General features: G+C 40.4%; 22 protein-coding genes. 7 read left to right on the top strand and 15 right to left on the bottom strand.

Annotated elements, in window-relative coordinates:
* Position 1 precedes the first annotated feature (1 nt).
* The 5 genes from CGSMWGV1500E_RS0106015 to trpS all read right to left on the bottom strand — a co-directional run bounded on the left by CGSMWGV1500E_RS0106015 (position 2) and on the right by trpS (position 7,139).
* Entirely contained in the window at positions 2-1,759 is a 1,758-nt protein-coding gene (locus CGSMWGV1500E_RS0106015) for a hypothetical protein (RefSeq protein WP_004126615.1), read from the bottom strand.
* 106 nt (positions 1,760-1,865) lie between these two features.
* Complete coding sequence (locus CGSMWGV1500E_RS0106010; RefSeq protein ID WP_004126612.1) at positions 1,866-2,363, bottom strand: hypothetical protein; 498 nt, start codon at positions 2,361-2,363, stop codon at positions 1,866-1,868.
* A 23-nt stretch (positions 2,364-2,386) separates the two neighbouring features.
* Positions 2,387-2,965: a hypothetical protein gene (locus tag CGSMWGV1500E_RS05375; RefSeq protein WP_004126609.1), complete on the bottom strand. Its 579-nt coding sequence runs from the start codon at positions 2,963-2,965 to the stop codon at positions 2,387-2,389.
* The gene (locus CGSMWGV1500E_RS05380) at positions 2,962-5,943 is read right to left on the bottom strand and encodes an FtsK/SpoIIIE domain-containing protein (protein WP_004126605.1); all 2,982 of its coding nucleotides are present in this window, start codon (positions 5,941-5,943) and stop codon (positions 2,962-2,964) included. The genes CGSMWGV1500E_RS05375 and CGSMWGV1500E_RS05380 overlap by 4 nt, the downstream gene beginning before the upstream one ends.
* A gap of 104 nt (positions 5,944-6,047) precedes the next feature.
* On the bottom strand, positions 6,048-7,139 hold the full coding sequence (trpS, locus tag CGSMWGV1500E_RS05385; protein WP_004126600.1) for a tryptophan--tRNA ligase: 1,092 nt from the start codon (positions 7,137-7,139) through the stop codon (positions 6,048-6,050).
* 148 nt (positions 7,140-7,287) lie between these two features.
* On the opposite strand from trpS, the gene CGSMWGV1500E_RS05390 reads away from it, so the two are divergent.
* A complete protein-coding gene (locus CGSMWGV1500E_RS05390) occupies positions 7,288-7,668 on the top strand; it encodes a DUF3073 domain-containing protein (RefSeq protein WP_004126598.1) in 381 nt (126 codons plus the stop codon).
* A 111-nt stretch (positions 7,669-7,779) separates the two neighbouring features.
* Here the strand turns inward: CGSMWGV1500E_RS05390 and CGSMWGV1500E_RS05395 are convergent, their stop codons facing one another.
* Positions 7,780-8,208 (bottom strand): sterol carrier family protein, encoded by a 429-nt coding sequence (locus CGSMWGV1500E_RS05395; RefSeq protein ID WP_004126595.1) that lies wholly within the window; start codon positions 8,206-8,208, stop codon positions 7,780-7,782.
* A gap of 237 nt (positions 8,209-8,445) precedes the next feature.
* On the opposite strand from CGSMWGV1500E_RS05395, the gene CGSMWGV1500E_RS05400 reads away from it, so the two are divergent.
* The gene (locus tag CGSMWGV1500E_RS05400) at positions 8,446-10,929 is read left to right on the top strand and encodes a glycogen/starch/alpha-glucan phosphorylase (protein WP_004126592.1); all 2,484 of its coding nucleotides are present in this window, start codon (positions 8,446-8,448) and stop codon (positions 10,927-10,929) included.
* Between the two features lie 183 nt (positions 10,930-11,112).
* On the opposite strand, the gene CGSMWGV1500E_RS05405 is transcribed toward CGSMWGV1500E_RS05400, so the two are convergent.
* Positions 11,113-11,322 carry a hypothetical protein gene (locus tag CGSMWGV1500E_RS05405; protein ID WP_004126589.1) on the bottom strand — a complete coding sequence of 70 codons (210 nt, stop codon included), beginning with the start codon at positions 11,320-11,322 and terminating at the stop codon, positions 11,113-11,115.
* Positions 11,323-11,482: 160 nt separating this feature from the next.
* On the opposite strand from CGSMWGV1500E_RS05405, the gene CGSMWGV1500E_RS05410 reads away from it, so the two are divergent.
* Entirely contained in the window at positions 11,483-12,193 is a 711-nt protein-coding gene (locus CGSMWGV1500E_RS05410; RefSeq protein ID WP_004126587.1) for a rhomboid family intramembrane serine protease, read from the top strand.
* A gap of 304 nt (positions 12,194-12,497) precedes the next feature.
* The gene (locus tag CGSMWGV1500E_RS05415; protein WP_004126583.1) at positions 12,498-13,811 is read left to right on the top strand and encodes a THUMP-like domain-containing protein; all 1,314 of its coding nucleotides are present in this window, start codon (positions 12,498-12,500) and stop codon (positions 13,809-13,811) included.
* A gap of 73 nt (positions 13,812-13,884) precedes the next feature.
* Here the strand turns inward: CGSMWGV1500E_RS05415 and crgA are convergent, their stop codons facing one another.
* Positions 13,885-14,277: a cell division protein CrgA gene (gene crgA, locus CGSMWGV1500E_RS05420; protein WP_004126581.1), complete on the bottom strand. Its 393-nt coding sequence runs from the start codon at positions 14,275-14,277 to the stop codon at positions 13,885-13,887.
* 77 nt (positions 14,278-14,354) lie between these two features.
* On the opposite strand from crgA, the gene CGSMWGV1500E_RS05425 reads away from it, so the two are divergent.
* Positions 14,355-15,107, top strand: a complete 753-nt coding sequence (locus tag CGSMWGV1500E_RS05425; protein WP_004126577.1) for a DUF881 domain-containing protein — start codon at positions 14,355-14,357, stop codon at positions 15,105-15,107.
* Positions 15,108-15,149: 42 nt separating this feature from the next.
* Complete coding sequence (locus CGSMWGV1500E_RS05430) at positions 15,150-16,256, top strand: class E sortase (RefSeq protein ID WP_004126575.1); 1,107 nt, start codon at positions 15,150-15,152, stop codon at positions 16,254-16,256.
* Positions 16,257-16,413: 157 nt separating this feature from the next.
* Here the strand turns inward: CGSMWGV1500E_RS05430 and pknB are convergent, their stop codons facing one another.
* From pknB to CGSMWGV1500E_RS05465, 7 genes are read right to left on the bottom strand one after another with little or no spacing between them, the layout of a single operon-like run.
* Entirely contained in the window at positions 16,414-18,429 is a 2,016-nt protein-coding gene (gene pknB, locus CGSMWGV1500E_RS05435; protein WP_004126571.1) for a Stk1 family PASTA domain-containing Ser/Thr kinase, read from the bottom strand.
* Positions 18,426-19,388 carry a serine/threonine-protein kinase gene (locus tag CGSMWGV1500E_RS05440; RefSeq protein ID WP_004126568.1) on the bottom strand — a complete coding sequence of 321 codons (963 nt, stop codon included), beginning with the start codon at positions 19,386-19,388 and terminating at the stop codon, positions 18,426-18,428. Before CGSMWGV1500E_RS05440 ends, pknB begins: the two co-directional genes overlap by 4 nt.
* Complete coding sequence (locus CGSMWGV1500E_RS05445) at positions 19,385-20,851, bottom strand: peptidoglycan D,D-transpeptidase FtsI family protein (RefSeq protein ID WP_004126559.1); 1,467 nt, start codon at positions 20,849-20,851, stop codon at positions 19,385-19,387. The genes CGSMWGV1500E_RS05440 and CGSMWGV1500E_RS05445 overlap by 4 nt, the downstream gene beginning before the upstream one ends.
* Positions 20,844-22,343 carry an FtsW/RodA/SpoVE family cell cycle protein gene (locus CGSMWGV1500E_RS05450; protein ID WP_004126556.1) on the bottom strand — a complete coding sequence of 500 codons (1,500 nt, stop codon included), beginning with the start codon at positions 22,341-22,343 and terminating at the stop codon, positions 20,844-20,846. Before CGSMWGV1500E_RS05450 ends, CGSMWGV1500E_RS05445 begins: the two co-directional genes overlap by 8 nt.
* Entirely contained in the window at positions 22,340-24,067 is a 1,728-nt protein-coding gene (locus tag CGSMWGV1500E_RS05455) for a PP2C family protein-serine/threonine phosphatase (protein ID WP_004126553.1), read from the bottom strand. Before CGSMWGV1500E_RS05455 ends, CGSMWGV1500E_RS05450 begins: the two co-directional genes overlap by 4 nt.
* 4 nt (positions 24,068-24,071) lie before the next feature.
* Positions 24,072-24,605: an FHA domain-containing protein FhaB/FipA gene (locus CGSMWGV1500E_RS05460; protein WP_004126550.1), complete on the bottom strand. Its 534-nt coding sequence runs from the start codon at positions 24,603-24,605 to the stop codon at positions 24,072-24,074.
* Between the two features lie 39 nt (positions 24,606-24,644).
* Positions 24,645-25,340 carry an FhaA domain-containing protein gene (locus tag CGSMWGV1500E_RS05465; RefSeq protein WP_004126547.1) on the bottom strand — a complete coding sequence of 232 codons (696 nt, stop codon included), beginning with the start codon at positions 25,338-25,340 and terminating at the stop codon, positions 24,645-24,647.
* 151 nt (positions 25,341-25,491) lie between these two features.
* On the opposite strand from CGSMWGV1500E_RS05465, the gene CGSMWGV1500E_RS0106005 reads away from it, so the two are divergent.
* Entirely contained in the window at positions 25,492-26,172 is a 681-nt protein-coding gene (locus CGSMWGV1500E_RS0106005) for a phosphatase PAP2 family protein (RefSeq protein ID WP_004126544.1), read from the top strand.
* The last annotated feature ends 30 nt before the right edge of the window (positions 26,173-26,202 follow it).

Here is a 26,202-nt window from a genome sequence, read left to right as displayed (position 1 = left end):
GTTATTTCTCTTCCTCTTGAGATTCGTTTGATGAAGGTTCTGCAGTAGGCCAAGTTTCAATCAAATTCCTTAATCCTTCTTCATCTTTATTAAGTTCCTGATATTCGAATTGAATGTCAACGAAAGCGGCACGAGCAGCTGCTAAATGAAGCCTTGAAATTTTAAAAGCTTCTTCTTTACTCTTCAAGGCTTCCGCAACAGCCTCATCTGCCTTCTTCTTTTTGTTACTAGCCCAAATAGCTATACCGGCTACACATGCAAAAGCAACGAAAAATGCAAAAGCTGCAAGGTGCAAGATGAAAAGAATAACGACACCAATAACAGAAAATATAATAGGCTTAATAAGTTCATCATTATTGAACTGCAACTTTTTTATATATTCGTCAAAAGTTTCATCCCAGGCGTGATGAAGATTGTTAAAAGCAACATTTTCATTTTCTCTAGTTTCACCAGTATAACCAACAAAATTATATTGTTCAGCTAATTTTGAATGTTTCTTATCAAGAACAATTCGCACCGAAGTAACCGTTTTAGAACGATAATTCTTTGTATACTCATTCAAAGCTGCTAAGAAATCTTTTTGACCTGCGCCAGTAGAAACCTTCTGAGTTTGTACAGAAACACCCATCAAATCAGGAGAGATTGCAGTTCGAGTTTGCAAAGTAACAGCATCAACCGTTTCTTCCAAAGCTCGCTTGTACTGATCTGCCTTCTTTTCAGCCTTTTCCATATCGCCATCAGTTTCAACAATAGCCTCGTTATAAGCTACTTCTCGTCTTAACGGCAACTCTTCGTCATCGTATTCTGTAACCAACTGCTCAAGTAAATCATCAAGCATATCTGCAGATGCTTGAAGAGTAGTAGTGGTGTCATCTTTTATAGCTTTATACTTATCCCTCGTGTTGCCAAGAGAAGTTGCAGCCTCAAGCATATCCACCAACTTATGGAAATCTGGGCAACAATCACGCAGTTCCTTATACTCGTTAGGAGCCAACATTGAGCGATTGTTTTCGAGCTCCTGCACCCATTCCTGCACCTGCAATTTTACAATATCGTCGTCTAAGCGCAGTTCGTCATTCCATTTTTTAATTTGCGCAGAAAGCATTTGCGCGCCATTTTTACCAAACGCACCCTGTGCTGCAGCTTCAAGAATTACTGCAAACTCACGAGTAAGCGCCTTAGAATCACAGCTTTGCAAATAGTGCCTAAGCCAACGCAACGCAGATTCGTTTCTTCCCATACGACGCAAAACTAGCGCGAAGAACAACGATGTCTTTGCAGAGTTTCTATTAAATGCTTCTTCAACTGACTTTTCTACAATCTCTTTATCATTACGACTCCAAGCAGCGACTGCAACAAGCGCAGGAGCAAGCCAATATCGAGGACTTTGAATCATCAATTCTTCTGAAACGTGAGAAACAACCGCGTCACTTACGTTAGCAACATCAAAGGCTTGCAAAACACCAATCGAAGTACGACGAACTTTATCGTAATGACCGTACTGTCGATCAAGCTCACTTTTAAGATTACCCAACTTAGTTTCTGCACGTTGAGCATTGGCAGCTCGTTTAGCTGCATCAACATATTCGTAGAAGGCTTGGCTTAGCTTTTTTAACTCAGAATGTGTTTCATTAAGATCTTTACCAACTCGACTTACTTCTCCGCTAACAAGATTAACTTTGCTGTCAACTTGGTAAATAGATGAAGTTATATTATCCAAATACTTTTGTAGCGCACGAGGATCTACAGTTTCCTCCATGTCGTCTCCCTCTCTTAAAAGGCAATTCACTGCCGCGAAATAGCAACAATGTTATAAATTATAGCAAGTTCTACCTCATTCGATTAACTATTTTTTATGAAATTCATTATCTTTCCGTGCCGTCTTCAGCAATAGGAACCACTTCTCCATCCGAATAAATTTCAATATAAGCGTATTGCGGAGAAGCCGCTAAACTGCGAGCCGGTTGGAATAGTGGAGGCACAGTATCACTGTCTTTGTAATGCTCAACAATAGCACCATCAATTGAAACGTAATGGTCAACGTAGGGGTAGCCAATGTAGCACTTTGCAAATAACGCAACAAGATGCCCACCAAAACGCTGCTTATATAATTCATCAATGTGGTCAATAATCTGCTGTTTATACGTTTCGTTAGTGGTTGTATCAAGACTGCGAACCGCTTCCAAAATTTGCTGAGAACGAACAGCATGTCTATTCTCAAGTTCCCATGCAGAAGTTTTTACCTCAGTGTCAGCATCTTTAAACTGATCATCTTTTTGCTGCGGAGTTCGCAAAGAAAATCTATCAGCAAAATTTTGCGTTTGCATATTGTCAGTGTTTACAATTCTTACTTGACGTACCATACAGTATCCTTACTTCTAATCATTTAAAACATTATTACCGCGATTACCACAATTACAGCAACTATTGCTATGCCTGCAATAATCATCATTTTTGTATTAGGTTTATTCTGTGTAGTATTATCCGATTGCGTCGAACTACTGCTAGTTACTGGCATTGTTCTAATTGGGGCCGCAGGACGAACATAGTTTACGGCAGTAATTTTGCGATTTAGCTCATTAATCCATGATTGAGAAGAATTCAATGATTCCACGCGCTGAAGCATACTACGAAAATCTACAATCAAATCTTTAGAAGAATTGTGCTGAACAATAGGAGGACGCTCTTGAAGGAATACTCCAGTTACTTGAGAAAGTCTTCCAACTTTGTCGTTTAGCTCCCTCTGCAAACGGTCAATTTCTTTCCAAGATTGCTGCAAATCGCGTTCATATGATTCTGCAGAATGCAATTCATCAGCACCAATTCTGGAAGCATTACTAAGTTCTTTTTGCTGACGCTGAGGAAAAGCTAAAAGTTGGTTCAGCGAATTCAAATAAGTACTATATTGCTGATTCATATCCGTAGTGTTTGTTCTACTTATAGCATTACGCATCATATCTATCATCTTTTATTCTCCCAAAAATCATCAGGTAAAGTAGAAAATGGCACAAGCGTTACAGCTCCTTCTTCAGAGCCTTTATCAATCACAGTTACTCGCGGATGATCCTCTGTTAACTTCATTAACGGTCCAGCAATTTCTCGTGCATCATCTATGCCCGTTTTAAGCAATAAATATTTGCCAATTCCGGATCGCGAATAGCCAAGTGTGTCACTAACACCTTGAAGACTAGACCACCATCCAATACAAAATATTTTCTGCAAACCACCCTCATGACAAATCTTCTCAATCACAGAGTTTCCCGTATTTAGCGGCTCATCCTCAGAAAAATCAAGACTAAAATCCTCAATATCCGGATCCGACTCAGATTTAACAATAGTTTTACTCATTCCAGGTATTCGTTGAATTCCCAATCCCAAAACCAAAGTTGGGTGTTCTTCACCATCGGAAAATACTTGTGAGAATGTAGAAACTAAATATTCAGGTACTTCTTTGCGCGGAACAAAAGTAACGTCAATACCATTGTTACGTACGTCATTGAAGAATTGCGAAATCTCCTCAGGAATTTTATTAAGACCACAAAGAACAACTAAGTGCGCATTGTTACCAATCGTTTTTAATACGGTTGCGCTTGCTGAAATAATTACCGATGCCGCTTCTTGATCTCCCGTACCTACCATTGCAATACCTTGATTAGTGTCGGTATCTAATTCAACAACATACGGCTTTTTAGTAATTGCAATAGGTCTACCAATCCAGGCTTCAACCATATCGTCCGTGCGTGGTTTAATCTGCTTAACTTGCGCACTATCCCAAGAAGCATAATCGCTGCCAATAAATACCATTGGAGGCTCGTCGTGGCGCAAAGACCACAAATTGTGCTGAATTTTTTCAAACTTATTAGAATCTACCCAAGCTGCAACAGCCTTAATATTTGAGCCTTCTGGATCTTGACCGAAATTCTTGTTGAAAATAACTTCGCCACGGTACGTCAGTTCAGCAGCAGCAGTGTTGTGTTGCGAAAGAACAGCTTGCGATTCTTGCACAGTATTTTTTAGCGACATTCTAAGCGGGAACTGCGCAAAAATTGATTCACCTTTTACTCTCAAGCCAGAAATTCCAGAAGTTGTTTGAGACGCCAGCAAAATATGTACACCGTACGCACGTCCTTGTTTTGCAATCAACTCAAGCAAACGCACTGCTTCTTCAACGTTCTCGTCGTCTCCATCAAACAGCACATGGAATTCGTCGATAATAAGTAACATTCGCGAAAGTTTGTTACCTTGTTGACGATAGTCAATAATTGAGTGAGCACCAGCATTTTTGAACATTCGTGAGCGCCGTTCAAGTTCTTTCTCAACGTACCGAAGAACTGCAACACCAAATTGCTGGTTAGATTCCAAAGAAAGCACTTTAACATGAGGCATCCAGCCTTCATTATTTTCATCTTTATCGAAACGTTTAAATTCCAAACCGCGCTTAAAATCAAGCAAAAGCAGTTCAAGCTCATCTGGAGAATATTGACTAGTAAGCGCAAAAATAATATCGAGAAGAAGATTAGATTTACCTTGACCTACAGCTCCGCCAACAAGCATATTTGGCGTAGGAGGATTTTCTGATCTAAACGAAACCAGTAAATTCTGCTGACCATTTTTTCCAATAAGCGCGTCAAGACTGTCAGTAGAATCACCTTGCCAAGGTTTTTCAATAATAGGCTTAATTAAATCGTACAAAGGATACGTAGGACCTTGCACTTTTGAAGCTTGCTCAGCAATCGCGTCAATCAATTTTGACAATACCGTTGAATTTATTATTGACTCATGCGCAATAGTAACGTTTTTACTGAAGAATTCTTCGCAATACCAGCACGATTTGCTACATTTCATGCGAAGTAATGAAGATTTATTAGTAAATTCATCGCCTTCAAAAGGTGAATTTGAAGTGTTTTGTACAATAATTGACAACCCAGATGCAGGACCTACTTCTGCAGCTCTGCACAATATTTTTTTTAATCTATCTTGAATACCATACGGATAATCAAGCAGAACAGCAATTACTAATTCTCCTTCTGGAACGCTAGATGATGCCCATAAATCTAATAAAGTTTTTTTGCCTTGAATAGACATGCGTTCCGCGTTACGAGCAGCAGATTGCATAGCATGTTCCAACGCTTCAGCAAACGAATCTTCGTCACTAAAAGCTTGTGGGAAAGTAGTTCCATTAATAGCTCTTAAAGGAGCTAATGCTCCTAATCCGGCAGAAATTCGAGGGTCAAAAACTAAAATTCGAAGATGCTTTAGTGGCACGATTGAAGCAATACGAATAAGCGAATTAAAAATTAGCTCTTGTGAAATATTTTTATCACCACTAATTAACCAGTTGCGCATACACGCAAATGGCGCTAGTGCGGCAACTGTCTGTCCTTGAACGTTAATGTCGCCAAACTTCATAAAAGGCGTTAAAGTCTGTTTTCCGCCATTATCATTAAGTTTTTCGACTATATCGTTAATAGGTGAGGTTATTACAGATGGTGAAATATTTAGAGAAGATTGTTTAAAACTACTGACTGCGTTGTCTGTTTCACTACTAAAACGTTCGTTTACTTGATTAATAGTCTGTTTTCTTAACTGCTCCACTCGTATTCTTGTTTGTTCAACCCTTTGCGCAGCTTGTGATAATTCTAAATTTTTGAGCTGCTCTGCGTATGCAATACTTCCTTGTAGTTGCATCAGCAGTTCGTACAATTGACTGCGAACTGACTCGCTCATTTGAGCAATCTGCTCCGGAGAAGGTAAATTCTGCTGATTTTGTTGCACATACTGCTGCTGATACTCGGGAACAGTCTGATTACCGTAGTCTATTCCCGAATACGCAGGTTGATACAAGTTGTTCTGTGACACAGGAGGAACTTGCTGCGAATTCGATAAACCTGGAGAAACATGAACCCGCCTTACGTTATGATGAGGACCACGAGAACTAGTCATATCTTCTACTCTCTCTGTATGCTATTTTTTATTCTCTTAACAATTTTACTCTGCATTCATCTTTGTTAACCATATAAAATATTGAAAATATTTAAATATTTTCGTTAGTACTTCATTCCCATAGCATCTCGCACTTGAGAAAGAGTTTCTTCCGCAATGGCATTTGCACGCTTATTGCCGTCGTGCAAAATATCTCGAACAACATCCATGTCTTTTGCAAGTTCTGCACGACGCTCACGATGAGGCGCCAAGAAATTATTTACGTTTTCAATTACGTAAGCTTTCAGCGCGCCAGCACCAGCGTTGCCAATTTCTGCAGCAATATCTTTAGGATCCCTGCCTGTAACTAAACCTGCGGTAGTAAGAAGTGCAGAAACTTGCGGACGAGCTACTGGATCAAAAGTAATCATTCTTTCGGAATCAGTTGGGCTCTTCTTAATTAGTTTGGCAGTTTCTTCGGCAGTAGCTCCAAGCATAATTGAATTACCGTAAGATTTGCTCATCTTACGACCGTCCAAACCTGGAATTTCTGGAGCATCAGACAAAATCGCTGCCGGCTCTGGGAAAACTGGATTCTTTTTTGCGTATCTTTCGTTAAAACGACGCGCAATTGTGCGAGTGATTTCAACGTGAGGCAAATTATCTTTACCAATTGGCACAACATTAGCTTTGCAGAACAGAATATCGCAAGCTTGATGCACTGGGTAAGTAAGCAGCAATCCGGTTAAAGCGTGTCCAGATGATTCCATTTCTGACTTTACAGTAGGATTTCTGTGCAATTCTGCTTCCGTAACTAAAGACAAGAATGGTAACATAAGCTGATTTGCTGCAGGCACAGCAGAGTGCGTAAATATCATTGTTTTTTCAGGATCAATTCCTGCAGCCATATAATCAAGCACTAAATTCAAAACATTATCTTCAATATGCTCGGTTGTGTCACGGTCAGTAATTACCTGATAATCAGCAATAATAATATTGGTTTTTACACCACGCTTCTGCATTGCGACACGCTCACGAATAGAACCAAAATAGTGGCCTAAGTGCAGGCGTCCTGTTGGACGGTCTCCTGTAAGCATGGTAAATGAAGAAGGATTACTTTCTAGTTTTTCAAGCGTTGCATCCGAACGTTTACGCGCTGCAAGAAAGCTTGCACTCATCTCATTTCCTGCGGCTGTTACCTGTGCTTCTTCCTGCATTTTTGGCTCCTTACATACACGCATTTTTACGCTTAAAATATGGCTTTCATGGTAAAAGTTTACACAGACAATATACTCGGTTGCGGTTAAGTGGTACGCTCTTGTGTGATGAACTGATTGTTACGGTAATTTTTTAAGAGGGGGTCAGATGGGCCGCGGACGACAGAAGGCAAAGCAACAGAAAATTGCCCGTAAGCTCAAATACCTGACGACCGATACGGATTATGACGAGCTTGCTAAGGAGCTTAACTCCAGCGAACCCGGACAAGGATCCTTCGATCCATTTGCGTCGAGCGAAACTTACGAGGAAAACTCGTATCTTCCAAACCAGGAAGTAACTGTTCAAGAAGATGATTCTAATGAGTCTTCCAACGATGACGATTTAGACGAATATGCAAAGTGGGCGGCAGAAGCTGCAGCTAAGGCTGTAAATAATGAAAATTCTTCTACAAATTCTGGCGCGCATACTCCTGTGCATCATCACATTCCTATGCCAGTGCCGAGTTTCATGCATAAGCACGATAAATAAATCTTAAAATTACTAATAATTTAGGTTACTAATAATTATTTTTTATCTAAATATCCTGGGTCTAAAAAATGAAGGCCCAGGATATTTGTAAATAAGCATTATAAATAGGCGTCATAAATTTATGTCAAGTGGCAAAATATCGCTTAAATCATCACGCTCACCGATTGCACTTATGTGACCGCACTGTTTTTCTTGCTGCCAACTTGTAATACCACAAGAAATTCTTAACCAAACCTGTGGATCAAGCTCAATAACATCCGGCGGAGTAAGATTATGCGGATCAGAAGCTGGTCCTTCCAAAATTTTTACTGCACCAAAAGGCGCAACTCTTACCTCTACTGCACACCCAGGAACTTTGTTTTCAAGAAGATATAAAGAATATCTAACTGCTAAAGCTTCGTCAATTGGAGAAATATTTAAAATATCGCTAGTTATTTGAATAGCTTCTTCGCCATTATTAAACGCTTTATTAGCAGACTCACACCATGCTTTCCAAGCACATTGTCCTCTTTTTATATCTCGCTCAAGTATTACTACCATATTTTTATTATCTTCTAAACAACATACTTTCATAAATACATTTGTATTAAGAAGTTATATATTAATATTTGAAGGGGTTAGGTTGTGGTACTATCAGGAACATCGTGTGCATTAACGTACCTTTTGTAGTTATCTACAACAGTTATCTACAACGTGGTATCGGTTTAACTGCCTAAACATAAAGTTTCAGGCTGCACACTTTTTAGTAAATATAACAAACGGCACAAGGAGTCAAATATGACTAAACACGTCGCGCCGAAAGCCAAAACTACTGCGACGGCATTTGCCAAAGAACTTCAAGAGCACCTCAAGTACACCCAGGGTGTAACGCCAGAGCAGGCCACTACGGCAGATGTGTATGTTGCCGCTGCTACCGCAGTTCGTCGTCACTTGATGGACTCTTGGATGCAGACCCAGCATGACATGGTTAACGGCAACACTAAGGCTGTGGGCTATTTGAGCGCAGAGTTCTTGATGGGCAAGCAGCTTGAGAATGCTTTGTTGAACGCTGGTCTTACTGACCAATTCAATAAGGCTGTTACTAAGCTTGGCTTCGATCCAAAGGCTGTTATCGACGCTGAGTATGAGCCAGGTTTAGGTAACGGCGGTTTGGGTCGTCTCGCAGCCTGCTTTATTGATTCGCTCGCCTCTATTGGCGTTCCAGCATTCGGCTACGGCATCCAGTATCGTTACGGCATCTTCAAGCAGCGCTTTGATGAAGAAGGTAAGCAGGTTGAAACACCTGATTACTGGCTTAGCAATGAAGAGCCATGGGGTCACATTGACTATGGTCGTGACCAGCGCGTCAACTTCGGTGGTGAAGTTGTAGAAGAAGATGGCAAGCGCGTATGGAAGCCAGCTTGGTCTGTTCGTGCAGTACCAGTTGATTACATGGTTCCAGGTTATAATTCTGGTCGCGTAAACACTCTTCGCTTGTGGACTGCTAAGTCTTACGACGAGTTTGATTTGCTCACCTTCAACAAGTCAGAATACTTGGACGCTGTAAAGCCACAGGTTGCAGCAGAAAACATTTCTAAGATTCTTTATCCAGAAGATTCCACTCCAGAAGGCAAGGCTTTGCGTCTTGAGCAGCAGTACTTCTTCGTAGCTGCTTCTATTCATGATGCTATCCGCGTGTTCTATCCAGGTCAGGATAAGCCGGATCTCACCACCTTCCCAAGCAAGATTAACTTCCAGTTGAACGATACTCACCCAGTTATCGGCATTCCAGAGCTTATGCGAGTTCTTATGGACGAGTACGGCTACGACTGGAACACCGCTTGGGGTATTACTACCAAGACATTCAACTACACTTGCCACACTTTGCTTCCAGAAGCTTTGGAAGTTTGGCCAGCCAAGCTTATTGGCGAACTTCTGCCACGCCACCTTGAGATTATCCAGGGCATTAGCGAGCAGTTCCGCAACGAGCTCCGCGGTAAGGGCGTTGCTGAGGATCAGGTTGAGCGCATGCGTATCGCTACCGACGCTGACGAAAATGGCGAAGGTGCTGTAGTTCGCATGGCTTACTTGGCTACCTACGGCGGCTCTTACGTTAACGGTGTTGCTGAGCTTCACTCTGAGTTGTTGAAGGATGTCACTTTGAAGGACTTCTCCAGCGTTTACCCAGATAAGTTCAAGAACGTTACTAACGGCGTAACTCCTCGTCGCTTCGTGCGCTTGAGCAACCCACGTATGTCTGCTCTTATTACTGAAGGCTTGGGCACTGACGCATGGCAGGGTGATTTGGAGCTTCTTGAAGGTTTGAAGCCATTGGCTGACGACAAGGCATTCGTTAAGAAGTTTGCTGAAGTTAAGAAGCAGAACAAGCTTGCCTTCGTTGATTTCGCAAAGCAGAAGTATGGCTTTGAAATCAACCCAGACACAATGTTCAACACCATTGTTAAGCGTTTGCACGAGTACAAGCGCCAGTCCATGAAGATCCTCCAGGTTATCTCCACATACGCTGGAATCAAGAATGGCACAATCGATGTTGACAAGATGCTTCCACGCACCGTGTTCTTCGGCGCTAAGTCCGCTCCAGGCTACGCTATGGCAAAGCTCACCATTCAGCTCATTAACAATGTTGCTCGCGTGGTGAACAACGATCCTGCATGCAAGGGCAAGCTCGCCGTGTTCTTCCCACCAAACTACAACATCGAGTTGGCAATGAACTTGATTCCTGCCACCGATTTGGATGAGCAGATTTCTCAGGCCGGTAAGGAAGCTTCCGGCACTGGTAACATGAAGTTCGCTTTGAACGGTGCTTTGACTGTTGGTACTCTCGATGGCGCAAACGTTGAGATTCGCGAGCGCGTTGGCGCTGAGAACTTCTTCCTCTTCGGCATGACCGTTGACGAAGTTGATAAGCTCTACGCTGAAGGCTACGATCACGGCGGATCCCGTAAGTACTACGAGTCTGATCCTCGCTTGAAGGCTGCTGTGGATATGGTTGCTGACGGCACCTTCTCCAACGGTGACAAGAGCGTGTATGAGCCACTCGTCAACGATTGGCTTACCCACGATTACTTCATGGCAATGGCTGACTTCAGCTCTTACATGGATATTCAGGCTCAGATTGAGGAAACTTACCGCGATCCAATGAAGTGGGCTCGCATGGCAGTTTTGAACGTAGCCAACTCTGGTTACTTCTCCTCTGACCGCTCTATCGAAGATTACCTCGATCGCATTTGGCACACTGGTGCTCTTCCAGTTGCCGAGTGAGCATAAAAATAGCGTCTTAATCGCTTAATAATAAAAAGGCGGAGGCTGTTAATCAGCTTCCGCTTTTTCTTTCTAGTAATTAATTAAATCGAGATTAATCATAAGTAAGCAAATAAATAAAAAGGCGGCTGCACATACACACAGTCGCCTTTATTTGAAGTATTTTAACGCAATACTGCTGTTTTATTCTTCAACAGCAGGAGCGTCTTTACCTTCTGTCTCTTCTTTTTCTAGCCCCAAGTCAATTGGTGAAGAGCTGTTCTCCCACGGCTCCTCCCAAGGGTCATAATCAGGATTGTGCTGCTTATAAACATACAATGCAGCAATTCCTGCGAGCAGTGCTCCGAAGAGCAGTGCAAAGAACTTCCAACCGCCAGAGGATCTGTTCTCCATGATGGCTCCTTTCGGGTTAAGCTGACCTGCTCGTCCAAGTCAACGATTTACATAGCGTTTTGTCGCTTACTCACTATCATAGTTGCTTTTCTTCAGAGTTGCATCTTTTTACACAATCTTATTGATTAAATTTGTGAAGTAAAGCCTATATCATAAAGATATGCATAATTTTGATATAAAAAATTTATGGAATAGACTACGTTTTCGCAGCAATACTGTTACTGCAATTCTCATATACGCTTGCATTGCTACTTGGCTAATAGAAATATTTTTATACTTCGTAACTAAAGAAACCTACATTACTTTTATAGAATATACTGCCTTCGTGCCTGTTACTGCGTTGAATACCCCATGGACTTGGTTCACATCAATGTTTGTTCACGCACCAAATTTAACACATATTTTCTTCAACATGCTGTGCCTTTGGTCACTAGGCGCAGAACTTGAGCGTTATTTTGGCAGATGGAAATTCTTTGGACTTTATTTAATATCGGGTCTTGGAGGATGCATTGCAGATATTATTTGGTGCAGAATAATTAATAATTGGCAGTCCGCCTCTTATGGTGCTTCAGGCGCAATTATGGGTCTTATTGGCGCACTTTTAGTAGCTCAGTGGCGACTTGGTGAAAACATGCGAGGAACAATTATTTGGATTGCGATTACTCTCGCTATGCCAATTATTATTCCAAATATAGCTTGGCAGGCGCATGTTGGAGGTTTAATTATTGGCACAGCACTTGCAGCATTGCTAGGAGTACAAAATCCTCTGCTTAGAAAAGCTTCGTTTAATACGCGTTTCTTAACGTATTTTATTTCTATTTTTATTATTCTTGTTGCGTGCGCAGTATTCTGCTTACAAGGATTAGCTTAGTTAAATTACACGCATGTAGTTTTCCACCATTGTGCACAGAACTGTGGATAACTTGGGTATAAGTTGGGCATAAGATGCTAACAACTACTCAAGTTATCCACATAATTATTCACAAATGCTAATAACTCGCCATTTTTGCGCTTGTGCAAAAGTGTATAAAAGTTATCCACAATTACGACTCTATGTTAATTAACTTTCGAAAAGCGCAGAAACGTAATTAGAAAAACAATCTACTCTACTGTTTTTCTGGCAGTTTATTCCAATTAAAAGGCTGTTCAACCTTTTAGCGTGCAAGCACATCCATATGTTAAGTAAGAATAAGATTATGCTTTCTGAGTTACATGCACCTTATGAAATTCCTTGCGCAACGGCTCAAACACTTGCGTTTATTAAAGAAAATGCGAAATCAAATCCAAATAATGCAGCTCTTAAAGCACCACGTAATGCGGGAATTGATGTTCCTTTTGCAGTAAATCAAATCGCAGGCAAACAAATAGCACAACAAAAACTTCCAAAATGGGCATCCTGCGAAGAGATTATATATCCGGCACATATATCTATGGAACAATGCTCTTCGCAAGCCACAGCGCAATATAAGGCTAATATTGCACAAAAATTACTTAGTGAGATGAATGAAGAAAACACTTCGCACACTCTTGTTGATCTTACAGGTGGATTTGGTGTTGATTGCGCAATAATGGCTGAGGTTTTTGACTCTGCAATATGCATTGAGCAGCAAAGTGATCTTTCCGCTATTTCACAACACAATATGCGAGCTCTCGGTCTTTCTAAAGTTACGTGTTACAACAATAATAGTCTTGAGGCACTTAATCAGATTTCTAGCGCAACAATGATATACATTGACCCTGCGCGTAGGAATAATCAAGGTTCTAGAACTTACGCTATTGAAGACTGCACGCCAAACGTGCTATCTATTAAAGACCAACTTCTTAAAAAAGCACAAATTGTTATTATTAAACTTTCTCCAATGCTTGACTGGCATAAAGCGGTAAACGATTTTGGCGGTAATGTTGCGCAAGTGCACATTGTTGCTCATCATAATGAATGCAAAGAGCTACTAATAGTACTCAACAAATCTCAAAACACAAAACTACCAATATATTGCGTAAACGACAATCAGTTAACTGTTATAGAAGCCGTTTACGATACTTCAAAAAATCAGGTTTCAATACTTTCTGAATTAGACGGTAGAAATAAGGAAAACAAAACTTTAAACCTACAAAAATGGCAAGAATGGGCTCGGTACGTTTATGAGCCAAATGCTGCAATTATGAAAGCGGGGTGTTTAAAGTTTTTAGAAGAAAAATATGACATTAAACAAATAGAACCAAATAGTCATATTGGTGTTGCAGAAAAATATTATGCTAATTTTCCGGGGAAAATATGGAAAATTGAGAATATTTGCAGCTTGAATAAGAAGGAAATAAAGAAATCGCTTGCAGATATTACACATGCGAATATTGTTACTAGAAACTTCCCAATGTCTGCAGAAACTTTGAAAAAGCGCCTTAAAATTCAAGACGGCGGAAATATTAGGCTTATTGCAACAACTGACAGCAATAAAAATCACGTAATTATTCGCGCAATTGCAGAATAAAAATAATTAAAGTAGCCACACAAAACGCGCAGCTACTTTAATAGAATCGTTTTTTAAATTAGTCGTAATTGTATTAACGCCACCACATGGTCATTAAGAAACCAACTACAACAAATCCGAAAGCAATAAGTAGATTCCATGCTCCAATTCCTGGGATTGGCAGCATAGGATTCAAGTAATACACAACAGCCCACACTAAGCCAATAACCATCAACGCGCAGAACAGTGGCACGAACCATGCTGCATTAGCCTTAGCACCTTTAATACTTTCTTCAACTCGACGCCTATTTTCTGCTTGACGCTGCATCATCTTCTGAATTTGTGGAGAAAGCGATGCTTTATCTGCAGTAGCATTCAACACTGCTTCGACTTCATCCATAGGAACGCCATAAGTATTCTCATTTGACGTATCGCTCTTCTTTGCAGCGTCGTCAGCTGCAGTCGTGTGCAATTTCTCATCAGCCATAACTGTAACTCTCCAATCAATCGGCTACACGCTATAATAGTGGTTACACTCGAACGTAGGAAGAATGAGAGCAAATTATGGTAAAAAGAACAGGAAAACATAGAGCTCAACGCTCGTTGTTAAGTAGTGTTGCTGTTGCCGTTGCTATCTTTCTTACAGGATATTTATTTGTTACTAATCTACGAGTCAACCGCACAGCTTTCGTTACTTCCAACACAAGTCAAATGGTTGAAAGAAACTCGCAGCGCACAAAATCTTTGCGAGAAGATATTAAAGATTTAGATTCCAGAATTAGTTTGCTCAACAAAACTCTCGTAAGCAGTAATGAGAATAAAGATTCTTCAGATACCGGTAGCAGCACTGTTCTTCCTAAGCTTGAAGGACCTGGAATCGTAGTAACTCTCAACGATTCTTCTCTGTGGAAAGGCGCAGTAAACGGTTCTGGAACTTCTGTAAATATTAACGATTATGTTATTCACCAGCAAGATATTGAATCCGTTGTAAATGCGCTTTGGCAAGGCGGCGCAGAAGCTATGACCATACAAGATCAGCGCGTTTTGTTTAATTCTGCAGTAATTTGCATTGGAAACGTGCTTATGCTTCAAGGCCATCAGTACTCGCCACCGTATAAAATATCTGCTATTGGCCCAGTAGACGATATGGTTGATGCGCTTAATAATTCACCAGCCATACACACCTACAAGGAATACGTAAGTTCATTTGGATTAGGATGGAAAGTAGAAAAGAAGGAGAATTTGAAATTCCCAGAAGCATCTGCTTTGTTACAACCATTAAGGTACGCATCCGTGCTTAAAGAACTAAATAAATGATTTGTGTCGCAAGACCTTCACATCATAAAGGAGTAACGTATTATGCAGGCTGCTTACACGCAGGAAAATGATACGAAGAGCAAAGGCTCCAACTTCTGCTGGCAACTTGCCGGAGTTATTGGCGAAGTTTTAATCGCTTTTGCAATTATGTGTGCGCTATATATTGCATGGCAAATGTGGTGGACTGGAGCTCAAGCAGAGCACAATCAGGTAGAAGCACGTAAAGAAACATCTTGGAAGAATCCTAAAACAGGTGACAAAACAAAGATTGCTTTACCTCAAAATGGCGAGCCGCCAAAAGTTAGCAAGCCAAAAGGGGACGTTTTAATAGCTCGCCTGTATGTTCCTCGCTTCGGAAACCAGTGGGAGCGTAATATTATCGAAGGAACAACACCAGATATTTTGAGCAAACGTGGCTTAGGGCACTATCCAGAAACTCAAATGCCTGGAGAAATCGGCAATTTCGCAGTAGCTGGACACCGCAATGGTTACGGACAGCCTTTGGGCGATGTTGACTTGCTTAAACCTGGCGATGCTATTGTTGTTAGGACTAAAGATTACTGGTTCGTATATAAGTACACTTCTTATAAGATTGTTACACCAGATCACGGTGAAGTAATCGCTCCAAACCCTGAACATCCTAACGAAAAGCCAACAAAACGTATTCTTACTCTAACTACATGCGAGCCTAAGTATACTACTGCAACACATCGCTGGATTAGCTACGCTAAGTTAGCTTATTGGGCAAACATTAGCGATGGTATTCCAAAAGAGCTTTCCACAATTGATGAGCAAGGAAAGGTAAAGTTTATTAACAATGAGCAGCAGTCTCTTGTTTCTCAGCTTTCTTCACTTGTTCCAGTAATGCTTGTTATTGCAGTGCTTTATATTGTTATTTTTGCGGCTGGCGCTATTGCTTGGCAGTGGCCTGCACTTCGCGAAATTCGCGTAGGAAGAAGGAAAAAGCCGGATGCAAGCATTTTTGGCGGAATCCTTTTAATACAACCAGGCATTACAGCAATTCGTTGGATTCTTGCAATCCTAATTCATTTGTTCATCATATTAGCTCTATTCCAATGGGTATTTCCTTGGGCAGCTGCAACGATTCCATTCCTGCAGCAGATGTCTAATTACACAACAACTGTATGAAATAAATCTAGTTGAAAGATCTAATTGAAAGGTCTAATTAGATTTAGAACATACTCGAATAGATTCTAATAAAAATAAATACACAAATAAGGGCGATACTTAAAAGTTATCGCCCTTATTTTTATTCGATTCTCATAATATTTTCTAGTATCTAATATCACTTACTTTGAGTATCACTATCTGAAGAAGAACTAAGTCCTGGTCTCGTAACCAACGTGATTGCAGAACCTTTATCTACCTTAGTTCCAGCATCTTCAGACATGCCGATTACTACGTCATCATCTTTATTAGAAGTAGAATCAGAAACTACTCTTAAGCCCTTTGCTTCAAGTATTTTCTTAGCCTGCTTAAACGTAATAGTACCAAGATCAATATGCGGCACTTCTACCTTCGGCGAGCCTTGTGACACATAGACTGTAATCGAGCTATGAGGCTTAACCGAAGATCCGGAATTAGGGTTTAATCGGGTTACAGAATCTTCAGGCACACTATCTGAATCTTCCTTTACAACATCCGCAGTAAAACCAAGATTTTGCAGCTGACTAATCACAATATCCTTGCTCTGGCCCACAAGACCATCAGGAATCTTAGTTAAACCAGAAGCAATATAAAGCGTAATCAAAGTACCTTTATCTGCGAAGGAATCAGCATCCGGATCAGTGCGAGTCACATGATCTTTCTTCACATCAGCACTATCTTCTACTCGAACATTAGCAATCTTAAAACCAGCATGTTCTAGTATCTTACGAGCTGCTTCCTGCGATTTACCGCTCACATCCGGAACACGTGTTGATTGAGGTCCTACAGAGAACCAAACCGTAACTTTAGTACCAGACGCAACATGCTCGCCACCACGCGGAGACTGTTTTGTAAACGTGCCTTCAGGCTGAGAAGAATGATCGTCTTCACGAATATCCGGAACTAATCCTAATGCTCTAAGTTTTTCCCTAGCCGCATCCTGAGTGGTTGTTTCCATAAATGTTGGAACAACAATATTACCAGACATTCGATTATGACCCATCATAAACAAAACGCCCGCTAACACAACGATTGCAACAAAAGCACCAATAATAGAACCTATTACAACACGCTTACGACGCTTAGCTTGTGATTGGGCACGTTGAGCTGCACGAGTGCTTGGAGCAAATGCAATTGATGACTCAACCTGACCTGTAATAGGGTTAAACGATTGCGTTGCAGCACCATCAGTAGCATTAATAGCCATTGTTGCAGCTGTTTGCTCAGCTTGTTTGCGAGCTTTCATATTCGCTAAATCAGTAAGCGGATTAAAAGCTGCTGCAACAGGAACTCCGCCGTTCATAAACGCTAAAATATCATTCTTAAATTCTGAAGCTGTAGCATAACGATTCTGACGGTCTTTTGCCATTGCCTTAGCACAAATTTTATCCCACATCGAAGGCATTCCAGGCACAAGAGTGCTCAAAGGAGTTGCAACTTCAGAAACATGCTGGTATGCAATAGCTACAGCAGAATCACCAATAAATGGCGGGCGGCCAGTAAGCATTTCATAAAGTACGCATCCTGCAGAATACAAGTCAGAGCGCATGTCTACTTGCTCTCCGCGAGCCTGCTCTGGAGACAAATATTGTGCAGTTCCAACAACACCTTGAGACTGCGTCATAGTTGTTGCAGAATCGTCAAGAGCACGAGCAATGCCGAAGTCCATCACCTTCACAATGCCCTGCTCGGAAATCATAATATTTCCAGGCTTAATATCACGGTGAATAATTCCCATTCTGTGCGAATATTCCAAAGCATTAAGCACACCAAGCATAACTTGTTCAGCGTCACGCTGGCTTAAGGCACCATTCATCTTAAGAATATCGCGCAGTGTTTTTCCTTTAATATACTCCATTACTAGATAAGGAAGGCGCTCTTCCAAGCCGTTATCGGTAGTAACAGATTCTTCACCAGAATCATAAATATTAACAATATTAGGGTTGTTCATTTGCGCAATTGCGTGAGCTTCCCTGCGGAATCTAGACAGGAAGATTTCATCGTTCGCTAAATCAGAACGCATGATTTTCACAGCAACAGTACGACCTAGACGCTTATCTACCGCAACACGCACTTCCGCCATGCCGCCGCGGCCAATAAGTTCTCCTAATTCATATCGACCATTCGCTAATGAGGTGGGCATTGTGGTATTCATTGCTGCTCCTTGCGATTATTGGTATTCAAAATGTTAATAATATTTACTTGATTCTGCGGCATACTCTTAATACATCGCGTCTGTCGAGAATCTGTAGAAATAAATCCTGTTGTATTGTTAAAAGCTGTTTCTTGATCAAGCAGCCTACGTTCAATACGAGATAAAACTTTTGCCACAACAAGCGCATCTTTTGGTCGATCTTTTGGATCTTTTGCAAGCATCGACATAATAAACTGTCTTAATTGCAAATCAACATTTTCCGGCAATGGCGGAACAGAATCATTAACATGAGCTGCAGCAATATCTACCGGAGTAGCTCCTGTAAACGGCCTATGCCCGCATAACCCTTCGTACGCAACAACTCCTAATGAGTAAATATCAGATTGTGCTGTTGCTTGTTCACCTTGTGCTTGTTCAGGAGAAATGTATTGTGCTGTGCCAACTACCATACCGTCCTGAGTAATCTGCTCCTGATTACTTGAATAAGAAACACCAAAATCGGTAATTTTTACGTTTCCTGTTTCAGAAACCATAATATTTGCAGGTTTTACATCACGGTGAATAACACCATGCGAGTGAGCTACAAAAAGCCCTCGTGCTGTTTGAATAAGAATAGGCAACAGTCTGGTTGGATCAATAGCTTTTTCTTTATGATACAAATCTGCTAACGACTTGCTTGGCACGTACTCCATAATTAAGAAGCCAATGCCATCATGCTCATAATAGTCAAATAGTGCTGCAATATTCGGGTGCGCAAGATTTGCCGAATTATGAGCTTCCGCACGAAGCCTACGCAACTTTGCTTCTACATTCGCAGTATCCGTACGCAGCGCTTTAATAGCAACAATTCGCCCAAGTTGAATATCAAAGCCTTTCCAGACTTCTCCCATACCGCCTTGAGCAAGGCGGCGATCCAGTCGATAACGATGATGAACTAACTGTCCTTCAACAAGTTTCATTGTGTAAGCGCCTCCTTCATCACTTGTCGCATAATTGGTCCTGCTGCATAACTGCCCAGAACATTAGTATTGTGAACAATTACAGCTATAGCTATTTTAGGATCTTCTGCCGGAGCAAATCCAATAACCCACCCATTTGCAGACTGATTATTCACTCCAATCTGTGCAGTACCTGTTTTTGCAGCAACATGCATATTCGGTAATGCGAGATTTGGATTTTCTTTTATTACTACAGCTTGCATCATAGCGGATAGTTTTGCAGCACTATCGCTGCTCATGGCTTGATTCATAATTGTTGGCTTCGTTTGCGACAACACAGACAAGTCACTTGAACGCACACAATCTACAAGCGTAGGTTTCATAAGCGTACCGTTATTTGCTATAGCTGCTGCAATCATAGCATTTTGTAAAGGCGTAACTTTTGCGTCACCTTGTCCAATAGATTCCAAAGCTAATCTGTCTGGAGTTGGTTTAAGAGAAAATGTTGAACTTACGGATCTCATTGGGAAACCTGTAGAATCAGATCCATCTATAGAAAGAGAATCAAAGAAGCCGAATTTTTTTGACTGTTTTACAATCGCATCAGAACCCAAAGAATTGCCCAACTGAGCGAATGCAGTATTTGAAGAATAAGCTAACGCGTCTTCAAACGAAATTTTTCCATCAGTACCATTTGCTTGAGAAACAACATTAGTTAAAGCAACACTTGTTCCAGGAAGAACGTATTTCTCACCAGCAGGTATTAGCGTATCTGGCTGATATTTTCCAGTTTCTAGTGCCGTGGCAGCAACAATAGTTTTAAATGTAGAACCAGGTGCGTAAAGCTCAGAAATCGTACGATTTAACATTGGATTCCAAACATCTGATGTTATTTGTTCGTAAGACTTATTTACATCACCAATATTGTGCATGGCAAGAATATTAGGATCATAACTTGGTGTACTAACCATTGCGCGAATCCTGCCAGTTTTTGGCTCAATTGCAACAAGAGCACCATCTTTGTCTTTTAGAAGATTATAGGCGAGATTCTGCAATTTTGAATCAATTGATGTTTCAATAGAAGCTCCGCGGTTTGTAACTCCAGTAAACAAAGATCTGAATCGTTGCCAGAATAATGCGTCAGATTCTCCGCTTAATAAACTATTCCTAGAAGCTTCAATACCTCTATCTGCACGCTGACTAATAGAAAAGTAGCCTGTAATTGGAGAATATACAGGACCGTTAGAATATTTGCGCTGATACACGAATGCGTCTTTAGAGGAATCTGATTTAGCAATAACAATTCCATCCGAAGTAAGAATTGCCCCTCTAGGAGATCCAAACTCATGATATAAGGCTCTACGATTTCTAGGATCAGCATTTAAAGCATTAGCATTAATAGAGGTAATGATAGTACTTGAAACACCAAGTATAACGAACAATACTAGTACAGCAATGAATAATTCTTTTAAGCTTTTATTCATTTGTCTCACCTCGTTCCTGCGAAGAAACAAGGGTTGAGTTATTCATATTATTCGCTTCTTCCTGACTATTAATTAAACTACTTTCACCAAGATCATTATTTTCAGATTTACTACGACTTCTCTCCTGTAATTCTCGCTCACGCAATGCTGCCAAAGCCTCATACTGAAATGCGTCGGAAACTGGAGCTGATTCAGGTTTATTCGCAGAGTTAGAAATAACAATAAGTAATGCTGCAAGCAAATAATTTGCTACTAATGAAGACCCGCCAGCAGCCATATATGGCAAGGTCAAACCTGTTAAAGGTATAACCAAAGTAATACCACCAACAACAGTAAATACTTGGAATGCCATAGTAAAAACAAGACCGGATGCTAATAATTTACCGAAGCCATCTTTAATTTTCATTGCGGTAATCATTCCGGAAGTAATAATAATTAAATACAAAACTAATACTGCAAGAAGTCCAGTAAGACCAAGTTCTTCACCAATAGAAGCATAAATAAAATCAGAATTAGCTAGCGGCGTTAAAGAAGGATGCCCCTGACCTAAACCTGTTCCCGTAGTTCCTCCGGCTGCAAGACCAAATAATCCAGATACAATCTGAGCCGAACCTCCAGGGAACCTGTTATACACAGCATTATCAAACGGGTGAAGCCAAGCATCCACACGATACTGCACATGTGCGAATAACTTTACTGCAGCTAAGCAGCCTAATATGAATGCAATAACTCCAACAACCAACCAACCTTTGCGACCTGTGGCAACATAAAGCATTGACACAAACATAGCAAAGAACATAAGAGAAGTGCCAAGATCATGCTGCACAACTAATACGCCCATTGATACAGCCCAAACTAACGCAATAGGACCCATATCTTGCAATCTTGGCAAATGCACTCCAAAAACTTTCTTCCCTCCTACAGCAAGCCTGTCGCGATGATTAAACAAATACGCTGCAAAGAAGAAAGCTAGGAAAAGCTTAGCAAATTCTCCAGGTTGCACAGTGTGATTCCCAAAACCAATCCAAATTCTCGCACCGCCAATTTCTTTTCCTAATCCTGGAATCATAGGAGAAAGAAGCAAAACTAAGCCGATTACCATATTTACATAAGAAAAACGCCTTAATATGCGATAATCTTGCAGCACAATAACAAAAATAATAGATAATATAAGCGCTACACACACCCACACTAACTGTTTAATAGCAATATCAGTATTATTTTGCTTATCAATTCTTGCAATAAGAACTGTTCCTATTGCTGTAAGAAGCATAATACATGGCAAAATTGCTTGACTAGCATAAGGTTGCTTAACAAGAAGCACACCCCAAAATACTAAGAATAGCAGCATAACAATTGTTAGCATTGCAACATAATTAGCTGATATGCAACTGTCTATACGAAAGAACATTTGCAAAAATGCAATTGCTGAAACAAGAATCGCAAAAAGCAATAATGCTATCTGCCTAATACGCGTAGCAATCAAATTCATGAGGATTTACCCCCTTGCTGCGCATTATTGTCTTTATTATCCTTATTTTCCTTACTATCTACGCTGTCTTTACTGCTTTTACCATCTTTGCTGCTTTTACTATCATTTGAAGAAACTATTTTTTTCTGACGCTTAGCATTTAATTTTTCTTTCGCACGCTGGAACATTTCTCGACGAATTAAAGAAGCATGACCGCGAGCTTCAGCTAAACTTCCAAAACTAATACCTTCACGCAATTGATCCTGCCATGATTTATCAAGATTTTTTACAGGAATATCGGTTGATTCAACTTCGTGAGATAATGCAATTCCGAAAATATTTGTTGGAACACCTTGATAAATAACAACGCGATCATTGTTCTGGCTAATGTAATACTGCGTTTGAGTCCACGAATAAACTCCATAACCAGCACCAGAAATAATCAACAATCCAAGCAAAATTCCTAGAACAATACCTATGCGAGTCCATCTACGACGCAACGAATAAGCTTTATGAGCTTCATCTTTCTCATATTTAACCGCGCGCGCAACATCCGGATCGTGCGGATCGGTAGATATTTTGCCGTTTTTCTTAGTTACAATAGGAATTTCATTCGTATCAGGAGTGTGTAAATCTTCTGATTCTTCGCGAATATGCGAAGGCTGAACAATTCTAGTCATTAATACGGAAGGATTAACAGCATCTGATTCATCCGCATTGTTTTGAACTAAGGCTGCAGCACGTTGCGCTGGAGAATTTTTATCTTCTCTCAGTGCCGGCGACGACGATACTGCTTTATTAACAATATCTGCAATAGATTCAAGATCTTGACTTGCAGCTCCACCAATCAATGGAGTTTGATGAGGCAAATCAAACGCATCAGCGTCAAGAGCAAGAGTTGCATCCGCAACAACAGCAGTAACATTATCCGTGCTTCCTGCTCGAAGAGCCATAGCGACAAGTTTTTGAGCGCATTCTTCTTGATTAGAAATAGTGCTCATAACATCTTGAATAGTGGAATCTTCTAAAACTCCGCACAATCCGTCTGAACAAAGTAACCATCTGTCTGAAGGATGAGCTTTTCGTAAAGCAATATCAGGGCGCGGATCTATATCAAAATCTCCCAATACGCGCATAACAACATTTCTTTGAGGATGATTCCTAGCTTCTTCGGGAGTAATATGACCCGTATCAATAAGATGCTGAACGTAGCTGTGATCTGTAGTCATTCTCATAAGATGATTGTCACGAAGCAAGTATGCTCTTGAATCACCTAAATGCGCCAAAACCCAATAACCGCATACGAGAGTTACTGCAGTAACAGTTGTTCCCATTCCAGCAAGACGTCGCTCACGCTTAGCTTTTCCAACGATTGCGTCATGAGCTGCCATAATCGAAGTTTCCATCATTGAAGACACAGCTTTTACATCGTGTGGCCTGGAATCTTGCTCAATATGTGCAAGCGAACGAATAGCAATAGTAGAGGCTGTATCTCCTCCAGCATGACCACCCATACCATCGCAAATAGCTGCTAAATGTTCTCCAGCAAACGCAGAATCCTGATTATTACTTCTAACTGTGCCAACATCACTAACGGCCGTAGAATACATAAATAATATTTTTTCAACTGATTCTACATACGCTGCTTTATTAGCATTCTGATTATTATCGTCTGCCAATTTTTCAATTTGGCCAGTTTTTTCTGTATTGGATTCTTCCTCATTATTTGAATTGATTTGCGTCATATTATCACCTCAATTCAAACATGGTTGCGCCTATTCTAACCGAAGTGCGCGGAGCTAATATAACTGGTTCACTAACGCGAGAATGACCAATCATAGTCCCATTAGTACTACCTAAATCTTCAAGCACCCATGCGTGAACTTTTTGATTAAAATACACGCGAGCATGATGTGAAGAAACAAATTCATCATTCAAAACTACCGTATTAGATGCAGCTCTACCAAGAGTTACTCCAGCAGCATTTAATGGGAAAGATGATCCTGCCAAAGGCCCGTCAATAACAACTAGCAAAGTAGGATTAACATCAGAATTTTTTGAAGACGAGTTAACCATTACAGGTGATGCTTGTCGTTGTACAGGCTTAGAAGAATTTACGTCATGAGATGCGCGTCGAGATTTTTTATTCCAAAAATGCGATTTTTTAGGACTAAAAACTTCAATATCCCTACGAAGCGAACGAATAGCGCATAACACAAAAACCCAAAGTAAGACTAAAAAGCCATACTTGAATATTGCAAACGTTAATTCAGTGAATATCATACGCGTTATCGTCTCCTCATTCGGAAAATACTTTTTCTCCTACTCTTGAGACGATGCCCAGTAGAGAATACGCGTACGCCCAATAGTAATAGTGTTTCCATCTACTAATGTTGCAGCTGGAACTTGGTGACCTTCTACATAAGTACCGTTCGTTGAACCAAGATCTCTAGCAATAACACCATCAGGAGTGACGTCGATACTAAGATGATGTCGAGAAATACCAGGATCGTCGATTACAATATCGCAACCGGAACCTCGTCCTAAAATTGTACAATCTTTAGTAAGCAAATACTGATTGCCATTAATCTCAAGCATTGGATGATTCTGCTGCTGGTCGTCGGTAGTAACAGGAACAGCATTTCCTTGAACTGATTCAGAAGTCAAATGGAAATTACCTTTAGTTAATTCCAAGTCTTCTTCAAAAATAACAACTACTGGTCCTACAAAAGCATAATGTTGACTTTTAGCATATTGTGTAAGATTGTCAGCAAGCTCATTAGCTAAAGCTTCACTACCCCACTGCTCAATATGATCAAAATCAGGTGTACTTAGTTTAAAACGATATTCATTTGGAGCAACAGTATGATCTCGTCCAATAGGCATAGCTTCAGCATCAATTTCACGTTCCAAAGCACTAGAAAAATCAACTGGCTGTAAATCTTTGGAGCCGAATTTTGCGAAGACGCCGTTCACTGCACCTTCCACGCTCTTCTCAAATCGGTCAAAAACGCTCATGGTAAACCCTTTCTATCTGTTCACCATAGTACTCGTCACCAGGTACGGTACTCAAATTTCACACACTTTTTTCTAATATTTTATTATTTTTAATGCTACTTGACTATTTTCAACGTGCATTTACATCATAGTAAGTGTACTCTTAGCAATTATGACAAAAAATAATAACAATCACAGCAGATTGTCGGTAATTACTCGCAATTTCGCTACTATTTTTACTTTAATACTCGCAATTATTGTACCTTGCTTAGGTAAAGCACTACTTATTAGTAGTAAAGAACGAAACTATGAATCGACTATTGTAGCTTATTTTCACAATAGTGTTCCTTCTTCAGTACTGAGCTTTTCAAAAATAATTGCGATTGTTTTTTCCACTAAAGGCTGCTTGGTAATACTATTATTGCTTGCAATAATTTCCCTGTTTATTAGTAAAAGCTTAAAACTTACAATTACTCAGCTTCTTATTTCTCTGCTTCCTATGATTTACATTTTTGCAGTTAAATTTGCTGTGCACAGGCCAAGACCATATATTGGTCTGAATATTAAACTACCTTCTGATCCAAGTTTTCCTAGTGGGCACACTTCTGCAGCAGTCGCAGTATGTGCAATGATAATGCTAATTATTTATGTAACTAAGCCTTCTCTTATTAAAGTTGGATTACTTTTTAGCACAATACTAGTTGTTATCGTCGCTATTTCGCGACTTATTGTTGCAGCTCACTTCCCTACAGACGTATTAACTGCAGCAATTATGTATCCGCTTCTTTCTGTTACAGTATTGCGCTCATTCCAGAGACACAAACTGTATGTAGATAATAGAAAAAAACAATAAAAATAACAAAAATTATTCTGCTAAAAAATT

The organism is Gardnerella vaginalis 1500E, assembly GCF_000263595.1.
Classification (GTDB): Bacteria; Actinomycetota; Actinomycetes; order Actinomycetales; family Bifidobacteriaceae; genus Bifidobacterium; species Bifidobacterium vaginale_E.
The sequence above is the reverse complement of the archived record's forward strand: the minus strand, read 5'-3'. Positions and strand labels throughout refer to the sequence as shown.

Bases quoted from the DNA above. Each gene is read 5' to 3' on its own strand.
- trpS (WP_004126600.1), bottom strand. From the start codon at position 7,139: ATGCAGGAAGAAGCACAGGTAACAGCCGCAGGAAATGAGATGAGTGCA.
- CGSMWGV1500E_RS05450 (WP_004126556.1), bottom strand. From the start codon at position 22,343: ATGAATTTGATTGCTACGCGTATTAGGCAGATAGCATTATTGCTTTTT.
- CGSMWGV1500E_RS05460 (WP_004126550.1), bottom strand. From the start codon at position 24,605: ATGATATTCACTGAATTAACGTTTGCAATATTCAAGTATGGCTTTTTA.
- CGSMWGV1500E_RS0106010 (WP_004126612.1), bottom strand. From the start codon at position 2,363: ATGGTACGTCAAGTAAGAATTGTAAACACTGACAATATGCAAACGCAA.
- CGSMWGV1500E_RS05415 (WP_004126583.1), top strand. From the start codon at position 12,498: ATGTTAAGTAAGAATAAGATTATGCTTTCTGAGTTACATGCACCTTAT.
- CGSMWGV1500E_RS0106015 (WP_004126615.1), bottom strand. From the start codon at position 1,759: ATGGAGGAAACTGTAGATCCTCGTGCGCTACAAAAGTATTTGGATAAT.
- CGSMWGV1500E_RS0106005 (WP_004126544.1), top strand. From the start codon at position 25,492: ATGACAAAAAATAATAACAATCACAGCAGATTGTCGGTAATTACTCGC.
- CGSMWGV1500E_RS05410 (WP_004126587.1), top strand. From the start codon at position 11,483: ATGCATAATTTTGATATAAAAAATTTATGGAATAGACTACGTTTTCGC.
- CGSMWGV1500E_RS05405 (WP_004126589.1), bottom strand. From the start codon at position 11,322: ATGGAGAACAGATCCTCTGGCGGTTGGAAGTTCTTTGCACTGCTCTTC.
- CGSMWGV1500E_RS05380 (WP_004126605.1), bottom strand. From the start codon at position 5,943: ATGACTAGTTCTCGTGGTCCTCATCATAACGTAAGGCGGGTTCATGTT.
- CGSMWGV1500E_RS05375 (WP_004126609.1), bottom strand. From the start codon at position 2,965: ATGATAGATATGATGCGTAATGCTATAAGTAGAACAAACACTACGGAT.
- CGSMWGV1500E_RS05430 (WP_004126575.1), top strand. From the start codon at position 15,150: ATGCAGGCTGCTTACACGCAGGAAAATGATACGAAGAGCAAAGGCTCC.
- pknB (WP_004126571.1), bottom strand. From the start codon at position 18,429: ATGAATACCACAATGCCCACCTCATTAGCGAATGGTCGATATGAATTA.
- CGSMWGV1500E_RS05395 (WP_004126595.1), bottom strand. From the start codon at position 8,208: ATGGTAGTAATACTTGAGCGAGATATAAAAAGAGGACAATGTGCTTGG.
- CGSMWGV1500E_RS05440 (WP_004126568.1), bottom strand. From the start codon at position 19,388: ATGAAACTTGTTGAAGGACAGTTAGTTCATCATCGTTATCGACTGGAT.
- CGSMWGV1500E_RS05400 (WP_004126592.1), top strand. From the start codon at position 8,446: ATGACTAAACACGTCGCGCCGAAAGCCAAAACTACTGCGACGGCATTT.
- CGSMWGV1500E_RS05390 (WP_004126598.1), top strand. From the start codon at position 7,288: ATGGGCCGCGGACGACAGAAGGCAAAGCAACAGAAAATTGCCCGTAAG.
- CGSMWGV1500E_RS05425 (WP_004126577.1), top strand. From the start codon at position 14,355: ATGGTAAAAAGAACAGGAAAACATAGAGCTCAACGCTCGTTGTTAAGT.
- CGSMWGV1500E_RS05445 (WP_004126559.1), bottom strand. From the start codon at position 20,851: ATGAATAAAAGCTTAAAAGAATTATTCATTGCTGTACTAGTATTGTTC.
- crgA (WP_004126581.1), bottom strand. From the start codon at position 14,277: ATGGCTGATGAGAAATTGCACACGACTGCAGCTGACGACGCTGCAAAG.
- CGSMWGV1500E_RS05465 (WP_004126547.1), bottom strand. From the start codon at position 25,340: ATGAGCGTTTTTGACCGATTTGAGAAGAGCGTGGAAGGTGCAGTGAAC.
- CGSMWGV1500E_RS05455 (WP_004126553.1), bottom strand. From the start codon at position 24,067: ATGACGCAAATCAATTCAAATAATGAGGAAGAATCCAATACAGAAAAA.